At 65.1% G+C, this 14,695-nt stretch carries 13 protein-coding genes; 6 read left to right on the top strand and 7 right to left on the bottom strand.

Annotation, left to right across the window (positions count from 1 at the left end):
- The coding region (locus F604_RS0100830) for a transposase (protein ID WP_026328891.1) at nucleotides 1-264 on the bottom strand (264 nt) is incomplete at its 3' end.
- Between the two features lie 102 nt (nucleotides 265-366).
- On the opposite strand from F604_RS0100830, the gene F604_RS0100835 reads away from it, so the two are divergent.
- Nucleotides 367-1,356, top strand: coding sequence for a pectin acetylesterase-family hydrolase (locus F604_RS0100835; protein WP_019550018.1), 990 nt, complete (start codon nucleotides 367-369; stop codon nucleotides 1,354-1,356).
- On the opposite strand, the gene F604_RS0100840 is transcribed toward F604_RS0100835, so the two are convergent.
- On the bottom strand, nucleotides 1,310-2,086 hold the full coding sequence (locus F604_RS0100840; protein WP_019550019.1) for a hypothetical protein: 777 nt from the start codon (nucleotides 2,084-2,086) through the stop codon (nucleotides 1,310-1,312). The two genes, F604_RS0100835 and F604_RS0100840, sit on opposite strands and share 47 nt — an antisense overlap.
- A gap of 63 nt (nucleotides 2,087-2,149) precedes the next feature.
- Nucleotides 2,150-4,477, bottom strand: coding sequence for an ATP-dependent DNA helicase RecG (gene recG / locus F604_RS0100845; protein ID WP_019550020.1), 2,328 nt, complete (start codon nucleotides 4,475-4,477; stop codon nucleotides 2,150-2,152).
- Between the two features lie 15 nt (nucleotides 4,478-4,492).
- Here recG and F604_RS0100850 point away from each other — a divergent pair, with 15 nt between their 5' ends.
- The 5 genes from F604_RS0100850 to malQ all read left to right on the top strand — a co-directional run bounded on the left by F604_RS0100850 (nucleotide 4,493) and on the right by malQ (nucleotide 10,250).
- On the top strand, nucleotides 4,493-5,707 hold the full coding sequence (locus tag F604_RS0100850; protein WP_019550021.1) for a M16 family metallopeptidase: 1,215 nt from the start codon (nucleotides 4,493-4,495) through the stop codon (nucleotides 5,705-5,707).
- On the top strand, nucleotides 5,697-6,917 hold the full coding sequence (locus tag F604_RS0100855; RefSeq protein WP_019550022.1) for a M16 family metallopeptidase: 1,221 nt from the start codon (nucleotides 5,697-5,699) through the stop codon (nucleotides 6,915-6,917). Before F604_RS0100850 ends, F604_RS0100855 begins: the two co-directional genes overlap by 11 nt.
- Nucleotides 6,907-7,767 carry a DMT family transporter gene (locus F604_RS0100860; protein WP_019550023.1) on the top strand — a complete coding sequence of 287 codons (861 nt, stop codon included), beginning with the start codon at nucleotides 6,907-6,909 and terminating at the stop codon, nucleotides 7,765-7,767. The genes F604_RS0100855 and F604_RS0100860 overlap by 11 nt, the downstream gene beginning before the upstream one ends.
- A 16-nt stretch (nucleotides 7,768-7,783) precedes the next feature.
- The gene (locus F604_RS0100865) at nucleotides 7,784-8,656 is read left to right on the top strand and encodes a 3-hydroxybutyryl-CoA dehydrogenase (protein WP_015716710.1); all 873 of its coding nucleotides are present in this window, start codon (nucleotides 7,784-7,786) and stop codon (nucleotides 8,654-8,656) included.
- Between the two features lie 91 nt (nucleotides 8,657-8,747).
- Nucleotides 8,748-10,250 carry a 4-alpha-glucanotransferase gene (gene malQ / locus F604_RS0100870; protein WP_019550024.1) on the top strand — a complete coding sequence of 501 codons (1,503 nt, stop codon included), beginning with the start codon at nucleotides 8,748-8,750 and terminating at the stop codon, nucleotides 10,248-10,250.
- Nucleotides 10,251-10,295: 45 nt separating this feature from the next.
- Here the strand turns inward: malQ and sucD are convergent, their stop codons facing one another.
- The 4 genes from sucD to radA form a co-directional block, all read right to left on the bottom strand.
- Nucleotides 10,296-11,162 (bottom strand): succinate--CoA ligase subunit alpha, encoded by an 867-nt coding sequence (gene sucD, locus F604_RS0100875; RefSeq protein WP_019550025.1) that lies wholly within the window; start codon nucleotides 11,160-11,162, stop codon nucleotides 10,296-10,298.
- The gene (sucC, locus tag F604_RS0100880) at nucleotides 11,159-12,295 is read right to left on the bottom strand and encodes an ADP-forming succinate--CoA ligase subunit beta (RefSeq protein WP_026328892.1); all 1,137 of its coding nucleotides are present in this window, start codon (nucleotides 12,293-12,295) and stop codon (nucleotides 11,159-11,161) included. The genes sucD and sucC overlap by 4 nt, the downstream gene beginning before the upstream one ends.
- Nucleotides 12,296-12,357: 62 nt before the next feature.
- The gene (locus tag F604_RS0100885) at nucleotides 12,358-13,371 is read right to left on the bottom strand and encodes a PIN/TRAM domain-containing protein (protein WP_019550027.1); all 1,014 of its coding nucleotides are present in this window, start codon (nucleotides 13,369-13,371) and stop codon (nucleotides 12,358-12,360) included.
- The gene (radA, locus tag F604_RS0100890) at nucleotides 13,368-14,645 is read right to left on the bottom strand and encodes a DNA repair protein RadA (RefSeq protein WP_019550028.1); all 1,278 of its coding nucleotides are present in this window, start codon (nucleotides 14,643-14,645) and stop codon (nucleotides 13,368-13,370) included. The genes F604_RS0100885 and radA overlap by 4 nt, the downstream gene beginning before the upstream one ends.
- Between the last annotated feature and the right edge of the window lie 50 nt (nucleotides 14,646-14,695).

Below are 14,695 nucleotides of genomic sequence, written 5' to 3' on the forward strand. Positions count from 1 at the left end.
TTGAAGGAGGCTGGGATAGTATTTCCCTTCCCGATCCCGGGGGATGGCCAGCTTCACCTGGCCAAAGGCGGTCTCCAGCTTGCGGGGGTAGTAGCCGTTCTTGCGTCCCCCGTGCTGGCGCAAGAAGGCTTCCCGGTCGGCGTCCAGGAGAATCTGCAAGACCTCGGTCACCGTCTGCCTCACCGCTTCCCTTAGCATCACCTGCAAGGTATCCTGGTCCACGGGGTACCTCCTTCCTAATCCTGGTACCCCCCTTTTATACACAAACCCCTACACATAATTCCTTACACGACCGAGGCAGCCGGGAAGGCTGCCCTTTCTTGGCTTGGTTCAAGACTCCTTATACACTGCGGACGGAGGTGAACAATGCGGCGGTTTCTAGCCTTGCTTTTGCTCCTGGGTTTGGCCCTGGCCCAGGGCCTCGAGGCCGTTTGGAAGGCAGTGGAGGTTCCAGGTGGCGTATGCTCTGACGGTTCCCCCTACCGGTTCTACGTGAGCCCGGGGGATCCCAAAAAGGTGGTCATCGACTTCCAGGGGGGTGGGGCCTGCTGGAATGCCGCCACCTGCGGCCCGCAAAGCCAGACCTACCGCAAGCGGGTGGATGTGCAGGAGCTTCTTCTGGCCCAGGGCATCTACAACCGCCTGAGCGTGGCCAACCCCTTCTACGGCTGGACCCATGTCTTCGTGCCCTACTGCACGGGGGATCTCCACGTGGGCCGGGCCACGGTGGACTACGGGGGCTTCAAGGTCCACCACCAGGGAGCCAGGAACGCCCTGGCGGCCTTGGAGTACGTTTTCCGCAACCACACGGACCCGGAAAAGGTCTTCGTGACCGGCTGCTCCGCCGGGGCTTACGGGGCGGTATTCTGGGCGGATAAGGTGCTTTCCACCTACAAAAACGCAAAGGTGGCGGTCTGCGGGGATGCTGGGGTGGGGGTGCGCACCCGGGACTTCCCGGGCTTTACCGTCTGGAACTCGCGCCTGCCGGAGGTTCCTGGCCTCTCCCAGAACCCGGAGGTGGCGGAGATCTACCTGGCCCTGGCCAAGGCCTTCCCCCAGGCGCGCATCGCCCAGTACACCACCCTTTTGGACGGCACCCAGATCTTCTTCTACGGCCTCATGAAGGGGGAGCGGACTCCTTCGGAGGCCACGGCCCGGGAGTGGGCGGAAGGCGCCATGAGGGCAGTCCTGGCCCCGGCCCAGGCGGAAAACTACACCTTCTACCTGGCCCCGGGTGGCCAGCACTGCATCCTGCCAAGGCCGGAGCTTTACACCTTGAAGGTGGGAGAGGTTTCCTTCCTGGAGTGGCTTAGGGCCCTGGCGGAGGGGAAGGCGGCGCCTCGGGTGCGCCCTTAAGCCCGAAGGCAGCAAACCAGGCCTTGAGTTCCGGGTAAAGCTCCAGTAGAAGCCGGTGCCCTTTCTTCCGGTCCAGGGGGGCGGCCTCGAGGAAGGCCAGGAGGAGGCCGTCCCCCTTCCTCTCCAGGATTTCCCGGGACTTCAGCGTGAACTGGGCCTGGAACCAGAGGGCGCTTTTCAGGTCCCCCCGCCTCCTCTCGTAGGCGGAAAGGCTTCGCCTTTCCGGTTCCAGGCGGCTTAGGTAGCGGCTAAAGGCCAGGAGGGATTCCGCTAGGTCCGGCCTGGCCTTGGCCAAGCCCAAGAGGAAGAGGTAGTTGGCGAAGAACTCGTCCAGCCACCTTGCCCCTGTCCTCAGGCGCCAGGCCACCTGCAGGGCGTGGGCGTACTCGTGGCCCAGGTTCAGGTCCAAGAAGGCAGGGATTTCCATGGGAGGAGGCCCTAGGGGAAGCAGGACCTCCCGGAAACGGTGGAGGAGCCTTTCGGGGTAGGTGAGGGGAGCAAAGAGGGAAAGCCTTCCCCCCTCGCTTCGCTGGAAGGCCAGGCCGTAGGGGTAGGGCACCAGGGCCCGCCAGTCCCCCTCGGAGAGCACGTAAAGGGTCACGGAGGGTACCGGGGCGTAGGTGGTGTAGGCCTCCCGCAGCTCAAGAAGGTAGCTTCGGAGGCCTTCGGCCCGCAGAACCCCTCCTTCAGAGGCGAAGGCGGGGATATGGGGATGGGGCAGGGCCCTCATCCCGGTGCTTCCCACCTCCCCTGGGTCGTTTCCAAAAGTCCGTTTCCTTCCTCAGGCATCCTTCTAGATAACCTCCCGGAAGCCGATGCGCTCCGCCTGGGCCCGGAGTTCCTCCTTAAGAGCCTGGTGCTGGGGCAGGGAAAGGTCGGGGTCCATCTCCAGGATGCGCTTGGCCAGGGCCCGGGCTTGCTCGATGACCTCGGTGTCCTGGGAGAGGTCCCCGAGCTTCAGCTCTGGGTAGCCGGACTGCCGGGTGCCCCTGAGTTCCCCAGGACCCCTTAGCTTCAGGTCCATCTCGGCGATGTAGAAGCCGTCTCCCGATTCCTCCAGGACCTTAAGGCGCTTTAGGGTCTTCTGGCTGGCTTCCCCGGCGATGAGGATGGCGTAGCTTTCGAGCCCCCCTCGCCCCACCCGGCCCCTAAGCTGGTGGAGCTGGGCCAGACCGAAGCGCTCGGCGTTTTCCACGATGATGAGGCTGGCCCTGGGGATATCCACCCCCACCTCCACCACGGTGGTGGACACCAGGAGGTCGAATTCCCCCTTTCGGAAAGCCTCCATGACGCTATCCTTTTCCCGTGCGGGCATCCTGCCGTGGAGAAGGGCCATGCGCACCTCGGGGAGCAGGCCCTTTAGCTCCTCGTAGAGGGCGGTGGCCGCCTTTAGGTCCAGCTCCTCGGATTCCTCGATGGCCGGGGCTACCACGAAGACCTGGTGCCCCTTTCTCACCTCCTCCCGGGCGAAGGCGTAGGCCTGGAGGCGGAGGCGGTGGGGAAGGACCTTGGTCTTCACGGGCTTGCGGCCCGGGGGCATCTCGTCCAGGATGCTGACCTCGAGGTCCCCGTAAAGGGTCAGGGCCAGGGAGCGGGGGATGGGGGTGGCGGACATCACCAGCACATCGGGGGGAACCTTGGCCAGCTTCAGGAGGGCCCGCCGCTGCAACACGCCGAAGCGGTGCTCCTCGTCCACCACCGCCAGGCCCAGGTCCTTGAACCCTACCCCCTCCTGGATCAGGGCGTGGGTGCCCACCGCCACCTGGGCCTCCCCGGAAAGAAGCCTCTCGATAACCCCCTCCCGCTCCTTGGGGGTCATGGAGCCCAGAAGGAGCTCCACCCGCACCCCCAGGGGGAAGAGGTAGCGGCTGAGGTTCTGATAGTGCTGCTTGGCCAGGATCTCCGTGGGAGCCATAAGGGCTCCCTGGGCCCCGTTCAGGGCGGCGAGGTAGAGGGCGTAGGCGGCCACCACGGTTTTACCCGAGCCCACGTCCCCCTGGAGGAGGCGGGCCATCTGCCTGGGGCTTTGCATGTCCTGGGCGATCTCCGCCATAACCCTTTCCTGGGCCCGGGTCAGGGGGAAGGGAAGGGTTTTCTTGAAGGTTTCCGTCCAGGTTTCCTCCACCTTAAAGCTTCGGCCCAGGACCAGCCCCCCGGCGTCCAAGAGGGCTTTTAGCTCCAAGAGCACGTACTCGTCAAACTTAAGGCGGAGGAGGGCCTTCTTGAGGGCCTCCTCGTCCTCGGGGAAGTGGATCTGGCGAAGGGCCTCGGAGTAGGGAAGAAGGCGGTGCTCCTCCCGGTAAGGCTCCAGGGGGTCGGGGAGGGGGAGGGCCGTTTCCAGGGCCCGGTGGGCGGTGCGGCGCAAAAAGGCCTGTCCGATGCCCTCCTTGGCAGGGTAGATGGGCACGATCCGGCCCGTGGAGAGGGACTCGGTGCCCTCGTTCTCAAAGTGCTCCACGTAAAGCTGCACCCCGTTTCGCCTCTGTACCCTTCCCGTGACGATGAGGGTCTCCCCCTCTTGGATCTGGGAAAGGACCCAGGTCTGGTTGAACCAGACCAGGGTGATGCGGAATCCCCAGGCGTCCTGGGCCCGCACCTGCACCAGCTGCATCCCCTTCTTGGGGGTCTTCACCAGCTCCTTGCTCAGGACCTTCACGGAGAGGGTGGCCTTCTGGCCGTCCTCCAGGAAGCGTACCCCGGGGAGGGTCCTGCGGTCCTCGTAGCGGCGGGGATAGTAGTGGAGGAGGTCCCGCACCGTGTGGAGGGAAAGTTCCGCAAGCTTTTTCCGGCTTTGCGGGGGAACCAGGAGGTGGGCGGGGTCCTGGGGGGTAAGGCGGCGGGATGGGGAAGGGAGGGAGGCCGCCTGTGCCCTGGGGGGAGGGGCCGTCAGGCCGTCTTTAAGGAAGCGGATGGCCTCCAAGAGGATCTCCTTTCGTTCCTCCGGGGTTTTTCCCCCATACCCCTGGAAGAGGCTCTGGAGCCTGGGGAAGGGTTTGGCCAGGTTCTGGATGAGGTTTTCCAAGCCCCCCACCACCACCTGGTCCCTGGCTCCGTCCTTTAGCTCCCGCAATAGGGGCCTGAGGAGCCGTTCCCGAAGTTCCCCTTCCCTCACGCCCTTCATGATACCCTTAGGCCTGTGAGCCGCGTGGAGCGACTACCGAATGGGCTTGTTCTGGCCCTCGAGGAGCGGGACTACCCCGGGGTGGCCTTCCAGCTACTGGTGCCCGCCGGGGCGGTGAACGAGCCTGAGGGGCTTCTGGGGGCCAGTACCCTCCTTGAGGGCTGGTTATGGAAGGGGGCTGGGGAGCTGGATGCCCGGGGCCTGGCCCAGGCCCTGGACTCCCTGGGGGTCAGGCGGCAAAGCGGGGCGGGGCTGGAGTACACCCTTTTTGCCGCCGCCTTTTTGCCGGAGGTGCTGGAGGAGGTTTTCCGGCTCTATGCCCTTCTTCTCCTGAATCCCCGGCTTCCCGAGGAGGGCTTTGAAGCGGTGAGAAGCGTGGCCCTGCAGGCCCTCCTCTCCCAGGAGGACCAGCCTTCCCGGAAGCTTTTCTCTGAGCTCCGGAAAAGGGTCTTCCTCTCCCCCCACGGCCGGGACCCCTTGGGGGAGGAGGAAAGCTTGAAGCGGGCTACCCCTGAGGCGGTGCGGGAGGACTATCGGCGCCGCTACACCCCTAAGGGGGCCATCCTGGCGGTGGCGGGAGGCATTTCCTGGGAGAGGCTTCTTGGGGCGGTGGAGCCCCTTTTGGCCTGGGAGGGGGAGGAGGCCTTTTACCCAACCCCCCTTCTTTCGGAGCCCCATTCCTTTACCCTCAAGCGACCCACGGCCCAGGTGCAGATCGGCCTGGCCTATCCCGATGTGGGCCCCGAGGACCCCCGGTTTTACGCGGCCAGGCTGGCCTTGGAGGTGCTTTCGGGAGGTATGAGCAGCCGCCTTTTCACCGAGGTGCGGGAGAAAAGGGGCCTGGTCTATGCGGTGAGCGCCTTCCCCGCCGGGGTTAAGGGCCAGGGCCTCCTCATGGCCTACGGGGGCACCACCAAGGAGCGGGCCCGGGAAACCCTAAGGGTCATGCTGGCCGAGATGGAGCGCCTGGCGGAGGGCGTCACGGAGGAGGAGCTTTCCCGGGCCAAGGTGGGGCTGAAGACCGCCTTGGTGATGGCGGATGAATCCATCCGTAGCCGGGCAGGTTCCATGGCCCGGGACCTCTACATGCTGGGGCGGATCCGGCCCCTTTCCGAGATCGAGGGGGCCATAGAGGCCACGGACCTAAGGGCGGTGAACGCCTTCTTGCGGGAGCATCCTTACCGCAACCCCTGGGTGGGGCTTTTGGGCGAGGTGGACGATGTTTCGTGAGGCTGAGCTGAAAAACGGCCTAAGGGTCATCGCTGAGGTGGTTCCTGGGGCCCGAAGCGTGGCCCTGGGCTACTTCGTCAAGACCGGGGCCCGGGACGAGGCGAAGGAGGAGAGCGGGGTAAGCCATTTCCTGGAGCACATGGTCTTCAAGGGTCCGGAAGGGATGAGCGCCTGGGAGGTGAACCTGGCCTTTGACCGCCTGGGGGCCCAGTACAACGCCTTCACCTCCGAGGAGGCCACGGTCTTCTACGGGGCCGTGTTGCCGGAGTTCGCCTTTCCTCTTCTGGAACTCTTTTCCAGGCTCATGCGCCCCGCTTTGCGCCAGGAGGATTTTGACACCGAGAAGAAGGTGATCCTCGAGGAGATCGCCCGCTACCAGGACCGGCCGGGCTTCATGGCTTACGACTGGGCCCGTGCCCGCTTTTTCCAGGGGCACCCCTTGGGAAATAGCGTCTTGGGCACCGTGGAGAGCATCACCGCCCTGACGCGGGAGGCCATGGCCGCCTACCACGAAAGGCGCTACCTGCCCAAGAACATGGTGCTGGCCGCCACGGGAAGGGTGGACTTTGAGGCCCTCGTAGCCCAGGCGGAGCAGCTTACCGAGGCCTGGCCCCTCGGGGAGGCCGGAAGGACCTACCCACCTTTAAACCCAGCCCAAGGAGTGGAGGAGCACCCCTACGAGAAGGCCCAGGCCCTCTACTTAGTGGGCCTTTTCCCCGGGGTAAGCTACCAGGAGGAGGAACGCTTTGCCGCCCAGGTCCTGGCCCATCTGTTGGGAGAGGAGGGTTCGGGAAGGCTCCACTTCGCCCTGGTGGACAGAGGCCTTGCCGAGGTGGCCTCCTTCGGCCACGAGGAGGCGGACCGGGCAGGCTTCTTCCACGCTTACGTGCAGGCGGACCCGACGAACAAGGAGGCGGTGCTGGCCGTCCTTCAAGAGGAGCTTGGCCGAATCGCCCGCGAGGGCGTGCGGGAGGAGGAGGTGGAGAGGGCCAAGACGCCCCTGGCCACGGCCTTGGTGTTTGCGGGGGAAACCCCCATGGGGAGGCTGTTCCACCTGGGGATGGAATACCTTTACACGGGGCGCTACCTTTCCCTTTCCGCGGTCAAGGAGCGGGTGAGCCAGGTGGGGGCTAAGGAGGTGAGCGCCCTTTTGGAGAGGGGTTTTTTGCACCAGGGCCTCTACTATTTGGTGGGTCCTTATGGAACCTAAGGCCCTGGCAGCCGCCTTCCTCACCATCCTCTTCTGGGCCAGCGCCTTTGCGGGCATCCGCGCGGGGTTAGAGGGCCTGAGTCCAGGCCACCTGGTCCTCCTGCGCTTTTTGGTGGCCAGCGCCCTTCTCCTCCTCTATGCCCGTTTTCAGGGCCTCCGTCCACCCAGGAGGGAGGACCTTCCCCGGCTTTTCCTCCTGGGGTTTTTGGGCATCACCGTGTACCACACCGCCTTGGTTTACGGGGAGCTAACGGTGAGCGCCGGGGCGGCAAGCCTCCTCATCGCCACGGGGCCGGTGTTTACCGCACTTCTCTCCTATTTCCTCCTGGGAGAGCGGCTTAAGCCCATGGGGCTTCTGGGATTTGCCCTGGCCTTCATGGGTTCCTTGTTCATCGCCTTTGGCGAGGGGGGTGGGGTGTCTTTGAGCCCGGGGGCTTTTTTGATCCTGCTTTCCGCCCTTTCCACCTCGTTCTACTTCGTTCTGCAAAAGCCCCTTTTTGCCCGTTACGGTAGCCGGGAGATGACGGTCTACACCATGGTGTTAGGTACGCTGCCCCTTTTCGTCTTCTTTCCCGGCCTGGGGGAGGCCCTTCTCGCCGCGCCTCGCCCGGCCCTTCTCAGCACCCTCTATTTGGGGATTTTCCCTGGCGCCTTGGCCTACCTCACCTGGACCTATGCCCTTTCCCGTACCCCGGCCTCCCGTTTGTCCAGCTTTTTGTACCTTTCCCCAGTCCTGGCCATCCTCGTCGCCTACCTTTGGCTGGGCGAGGTGCCTTCCCCCTTATCCCTGGTGGGCGGGACCCTGGCCCTGGCGGGCGTCCTTTTGGTGAACCTTAAGGGCGTAAAATAGCCCCCGAGGTGCCGTTATGGAGGTAAGGAAAATCGGCGTGGTGGGCGCAGGGCAGATGGGAAGCGGGATTGCCCAGGTGGCGGCCCAGGCGGGTTTTGAGGTGGTGCTGGTGGACGTGGCCGAAAGCTTCCTGGAAAGGGGCCTGAAGGCCATCCAGCGTTCCCTAGGCAGGTTCGTGGAGAAGGGGCGGATTGCCCCGCAGGACCTCGAGGCCACCTTAGGGCGGATCCGCACCACCGTGGTCCTGGGGGACCTGGCGGAGGCGGACCTGATCGTGGAGGCCATCGTGGAGGACGAGGGGGAAAAACGCCGCCTCTTTGAGCGCCTGGGAAGCCTGGTGAAGCCCGAGGCGATTCTCGCCAGCAACACCTCTTCCATTCCCATCACCGCCTTGGCCCGCTACTCGGGTAGGCCGGAGCGCTTCATCGGCATGCACTTCTTTAACCCCGTGCCCCTCATGCAGCTGGTGGAGGTGATCCGGGGGGAGCTTACCTCCGAGGAAACCCGGGATGTGGTGGTGGAGGTGGCGAGGCGGATGGGGAAGACCCCCCTCGAGGTGCAGGACTACCCCGGCTTCGTCTCCAACCGCCTCCTCATGCCCATGATCAACGAGGCCATCGAGGCCCTGAGGGAAGGGGTGGCCACCAAGGAGGCCATCGACGGGGTCATGCGCCTGGGGATGAACCACCCTATGGGTCCCTTGGAGCTGGCTGACCTTATCGGCTTGGACACCTGCTTGGCCATCATGGAGGTGTTGCACCGGGGCTTTGGCGACGACAAGTACCGGCCTTCTCCTCTTCTCCGCCGCATGGTGCAGGCGGGGCTTCTGGGCCGCAAGACCGGCCGAGGGTTTTACACCTACGACGAGAAGGGGAACAAGGTGGGCTAGGCTTTGGCTTGCCCGATTCCCTGGTGGACCCAAACCGCTTAGGCTCTGTCAGCCTCTGGAAGGGTTTCCAAACCTGGGGTAAACTGGGACCATGGAGCTTCCGCGCGCCTATGGCCTGCTTCTGCACCCCACCAGCCTTCCCGGACCCTATGGGGTTGGCGTTCTTGGGGAGGAGGCTTTTGCCTTCCTCCGATTCCTGGGGGAGTCTGGGGCCCGCTACTGGCAGGTTTTGCCCTTAGGGCCCACAGGATACGGAGACTCCCCCTACCAGTCCTTCAGCGCCTTTGCCGGGAACCCCTACCTCATCGACCTCCGCCCTCTGGCGGAGGCGGGGTACCTCCGCCTCGAGGACCCCGGTTTTCCCGAGGGCCGGGTGGATTACGGCTGGCTCTACGCCTGGAAGTGGCCGGCGCTTAGGGAAGCCTTCCGGGGTTTCCAGGAGCGGGCTAGCCGGGAGGAAAAGGAGGCCTTTCAGGCCTTTTGGGACCGGGAAAGGAGCTGGTTGGATGACTACGCCCTCTTCATGGCCTTGAAGGCCCACCACGGAGGCCTTCCCTGGAACCGCTGGCCCATGCCCCTCCGCTTCAGGGAGGAAAAGGCTTTGCGGGAAGCCGAGGCCAGGCTTGCCGAGGAGGTGGCCTTCCATGCCTGGACCCAGTGGTTTTTCTTCCGGCAGTGGCAGGCCTTGAGGGAGGCGGCGGAGGCCTTGGGCCTCTCCTTGATCGGCGACATGCCCATCTTCGTGGCCGAGGACTCCGCGGAGGTCTGGGCCCACCCCGAGTGGTTCCACCTGGATGAGGAGGGAAGGCCCACGGTGGTGGCGGGGGTGCCGCCGGATTACTTTTCGGAAACGGGCCAGCGCTGGGGGAATCCCCTGTACCGCTGGGAGGTGCTGGAAAGGGAGGGGTTCTCCTTCTGGATAGAGCGCCTGAGGAAGGCCTTGGAGCTTTTCCACCTGGTGCGCATCGACCACTTCCGGGGCTTTGAAGCCTACTGGGAGATCCCTGCCTCCTGCCCCACGGCAGTGGAGGGACGCTGGGTGAAGGCCCCGGGGGAGAAGCTCTTTCAGAAGATTCAGGAAACCTTTGGCCGGGTGCCCATCCTGGCGGAGGACCTGGGGGTGATCACCCCCGAGGTGGAGGCCCTGAGGGACCGGTTTGGCCTTCCGGGGATGAAGGTCCTGCAGTTCGCCTTTGACGGGGGGATGGAAAACCCCTTCCTGCCCCACAACTACCCCTCCCACGGCCGGGTGGTGGTCTACACCGGCACCCACGACAACGACACCACCTTGGGCTGGTACCGCACCGCCAGCCCGCACGAAAGGGCTTTTATGGAGCGTTACCTGGCGGAGTGGGGCCTCGGTTTTCACAGGGAGGAGGAGGTGCCTTGGGCCCTCATGCACCTGGGGATGAAGTCGGTGGCCAGGCTGGCCGTCTACCCCGTGCAGGATGTGTTGGCGTTGGGAAGCGAGGCCCGGATGAACTACCCTGGGCGCCCCTCGGGCAACTGGGCTTGGCGGCTTAGGCCCGGCCAGCTCCTGCCCGAGCACGGGGAACGGCTTCGCTGGATGGCCGAGGCCACGGGCAGGGTGTAAAAACACCCCACCCTGGCTCGGCCAGGGTGGGAGGCTTAAGGGCTTTTAGCCCAAGGCCTTCTTCACCAGGTCCACGATTTCGTCGATGGTGTCGGCCACGGGGATACCTGCCTCGGCGAAGGCCTTCAGCTTGGACTCCGGGGTGCCCACGTTCCCCATGATGATGGCTCCGGCGTGGCCCATGCGCTTGCCCTTCGGGGCGCTACGGCCGCCGATGAAGCCCACCACGGGCTTTTTCATGTTCTCCTTGATCCAGGCTGCGGCCTCCTCCTCGTCGGATCCCCCGATCTCCCCGATGAGGACCACGGCCTCGGTCTCGGGGTCCTGGTTGAAGAGGGGGAGGAGGTCCTTAAAGGTGGTGCCGATCACCGGGTCGCCTCCAATGCCCACCGTGGTGGTGGTGCCCAGGCCCGCCTGGGAAAGGGCGGCGGCGGCCTCGTAGGTGAGGGTGCCGGAGCGGCTTATGAGCCCCACCTTCCCCCGCTTGAACACGTGGCCGGGCATGATGCCGATCTTGCTCTCCTCGGCGCTGATGATGCCCGGGCAGTTGCCCCCGATGAGGCGGCTTCCCAGGGCCTTGATCTCCTCCACCGCCTTCACCATGTCCAGGGTGGGGATGCCCTCGGTGATGAGGACGATGAGGGGGATGCCGGCGTGGGCCGCCTCGAGGGCCGCATCCGCTGCGGCAGGCGCCGGCACGAAGATGATGGAAGCGTCAATAGCATGGTGGGCCACGGCTTCCTTTACCGTGTCGTACACGGGAAGACCCAGGACCTCGCTACCCCCTTTGCCCGGGGTCACGCCGGCCACCACCTTGGTGCCGTATTCCAGCATCTGCCGGGTGTGGAACTGCCCCTCCCGGCCGGTGATGCCCTGGACCAGGACGCGGGTTTCACGGTTGATCAGGATCACGCCGCACCTCCCACCATGGCCACGATGGCCTTGGCCGCCTCGAGGGACGTGGGGTACATGTAGATGGGCTTGCCTTCCAGAAGCTTTTTGGCCTCTTCCTCGGCGGTTCCCGCCACCCGCATGACCACGGGCTTGGTGAGAAGCCCCTCCTCCAGGGCCCGGATCACCCCCTTGGCCACCTCGTCCGCGCGGGTGATGCCGCCGAAGATGTTGATGAACACCCCCTTCACGTCGGGGTCCTTAAGGACCACCTTGAGGGCGTTATAGACCACCTCCGCCTTGGCCCCGCCCCCGATGTCCAGGAAGTTGGCGGGCTTACCCCCCACCCGGTTCACCAGGTCCAGGGTGTACATGACCAGGCCGGCCCCGTTGCCGATGATGCCGATGTTCCCCTGAAGCTTCACGTAGGCGAAGCCGTAGTTGCTGGCCTCCACCTCCAGGGGATGCTCGGCCTCGATCTCCCTGAGCTCCATCAGCTCGGGGTGCCGGAAGAGGGCGTTATCGTCCAGGACGATCTTGGCGTCGGCGGCCACGATCTGGCCCTCGGTGGTGACCACCAGGGGGTTGATCTCGGCGATGGAGGCATCCACGCCCTCGTAGGCCTGGTAGAGGGCCACCAGCACCTGGGCCAGCTTGTTGAGGTTGCCCTCGAGGCCCGCTTGTTTCACCATCTCCCGGGCCTCAAAAGCCCGAAAGCCCTTGTGGGGGTCGATCCAGAACTTGTGGATGGCCTCCGGGCGCTCCGCCGCCACCTCCTCGATGTCCACCCCCCCTTCCTTGGAGAGCATGAGGACCACCCGTTTTTGGGCGCGGTCCAGGATGAGGCCGGCGTAGTACTCCTTGGCGATGTCCACCGCCTCGGCCACCAGGACCTTCTTCACCGTGAGGCCCTTGATGTTCATCCCCAGGATGGCCTGGGCCTTCTCGTAGGCTTCCTGGGGGGTGTCCGCCAGCTTCACGCCCCCGGCCTTACCTCTCCCGCCCACGTGCACCTGGGCCTTGATCACCACCCGCTTGCCCAGCTCCTCCGCGATCCTTTTGGCCTCGTCCGGGGTGTAGGCCACCTTGCCGGGCGGCACCGGTACCCCATAACGGGCCAGGATCTCCTTGGCTTGATACTCGTGCAGGTTCAAGCTTTCCACCTCCTTGGCCGGCCAAGGCCGTTAGGCATTATAAGCTACCGGGCTTTCGGCCATTAGCTTTGCGCTTCGGCGGCAGGCTGGGCGAAGAAGAGGCGGCCCACCTGGGTCTGGATGGCCTGGGTGATGACCACCTCCACCTCCTGGCCCCGGTAGCGGATCCCCCCATCCACCACCACCATGGAGCCATCCTCCAGGTAGCCCACCCCCTGGTGGGGCTCCTTGCCTTCCTTGAGGATGAGAAGCTTCAGGGTGTCCCCCACCTTGAGCTGGGGACGGAGGGCCTGGGCCAGGGCCTGGACGGAAAGGGCCTTAACCCCGTAGATCCTGGCCATTTGCAAAAGGGCCAGGTCGTTGGTTACCAGGGCGGCTGTTAGGTCCCGGGCCAGGAAGAGGAGCTTCTCGTCCACGCTTTCCCCCTTGGGGGCTTCCTCCAGGACCTCGAGGACCACAAGCTCCTTAAGCCTCTCCAGGGTTTCCAGGCCCCGCCTGCCCTTGGCCCGCTTGAGGGGGTCGGGGCTGTCGGCGAAGTGCTGGAGCTCTTTGAGGACAAAGTGGGGCACGTAAAGAGGGCCTTCCAGGAACCCCGTGGCCGCCACCTCCGCTACCCTGCCGTCCACCAGGACGCTGGTGTCCAGCACCTTGCCCCCTTGGGGGCGGCGGGGGGTTTGGGGAAGGCGCAGGTAGTCCTTGTAGCCCAGGGCCAGGTAGGAGAAAAGCCCCACCAGAAAGAGGGCCAGGAGGAGGCTATGGTAAGGGGAAAACCCTGGGATCTGGGAAAGGAGGCTGGTTACCAGAACCGTAAAGAGGAGGCCCAGCGTGGCCCCTAGGGTCAGGGCCACGGGCACTTCCGGGGGAAGCTCCCTGAGGCGCCCAAGCCGTCTTTCCCAGAGGCTTTCGAGTCTTGGGGCCAGGAGAACCCCGGTCAGCAGGCCGGCCAGGGTCAAATACAGGCGGTTGAGGGAAAGGAGGCCGGCCGAGTGGGAAAGGAGGCCCAGGCCCTCCAGGGCCGCCGCCAGCTGGTAGCCCAGGAAGGCGAAAAGTAGATAGAGAAGGAGGCGAGGGCTCATTCCAGGTACTGCTCCACCGCTTTCCCCAAGGAGCGGGTGTTCCCCGGATGCACAAAGCGGGAAAACCCCGCCCGCTCCCCTTCCCTAAGCCGCCTTTCCAATCCCATGACGCTCCTCACCTCGCCCAAAAGACCTACCTCCCCCAGCACCGCCAGGTCCGAGGGCAGGGCCTTGCCCACCACCGCAGAATACACCGCCAAGGCCACCGCCAGATCCAGGCCCGGGTCCTGCACCTTAAGCCCTCCTGCCAGGTTCACGTAGATGTCCAGGTTCCCTAGGGGAAGGCCAAGCCGCCTTTCCAGGACCGCCAGGACCATGTCCACCCGCCTGGCGTCCAGGCCCTGGACCACCCTCCTGGGGGCGGGGAAGGGGGTTCTGGCGGCCAGGGCTTGGACCTCGAGGGCCAGGGCTCTTTCTCCCGCCAGGGCCAGGGCGATGGCGCTTCCCGGAACCCCGAGGGGCCTTTCCAGAAGGAAGGCCTCCGAGGGATTCTGCACCTCCACCAGGCCCTCCTCCTCCATGCGGAAGACCCCGAGCTCCCCCACGGGGCCGAAGCGGTTCTTGGCGCTGCGCAAGACCCGGTAGACCCCGGCGCTTTCCAGGTAGAGGGTGGCGTCCACCGCATGCTCTATGCTCTTGGGCCCGGCCACCACCCCCTCCTTGGTCACGTGGCCCACCAAAAGGGTGGTGATGCCCCCCTCCTTGGCCAGGCGCACGAAGGCGTGGGTGGCCTCCCGCACCGCCACCAGGCTACCTGGGCTTCCCCCTGCCTCAATCGTCTGTATGGAATCCACGAAAAGCACCTCAGGAGGATCCCGCTCCAGGAGGGAAAGAAGGGGTTCCAGGCGGGTTTCCTTTAGGAGAAGGAGCTCTTTTACCCCAAGCCTCCTCGCCCTCAGCTTGATCTGGGCCGGGGATTCCTCTCCGGCCAGGTAGTAGACCTTCCTGGTGAGGTGCTTGGCCAGCTCCAGAAGGAGGGTGCTCTTGCCCACCCCGGGTTCTCCCCCCAGGAGGACCACCTCCCCCGGCACGAACCCCCCGCCCAAGACCCGGTCCACCTCGGAAAGACCAGAGGAGAAGCGCTTCTCCTCGGCCTCGTTCACCTGGGAGAGGGAAATCGGCGAGGGGGCTTCCAGGTGGGCTTGGCGGGATGGGGCACGGGGGGAGGGGGCTACCTCCTGGAAGCTCTCCCAGGCACCGCAGGCCGGGCAGCGCCCCAGGGGCTTGGGGGTGCGGTAACCGCATTCCACGCAGGTATAGGAGGTCTTGGCCATGGGTTCAGGCCTCGAGGGGCCCGAGAAAAAACGGCCCCCTCGAGGGGAGG

It is taken from the genome of Thermus scotoductus DSM 8553, from assembly GCF_000381045.1.
GTDB classification, from domain to species: domain Bacteria; phylum Deinococcota; class Deinococci; order Deinococcales; family Thermaceae; genus Thermus; species Thermus scotoductus.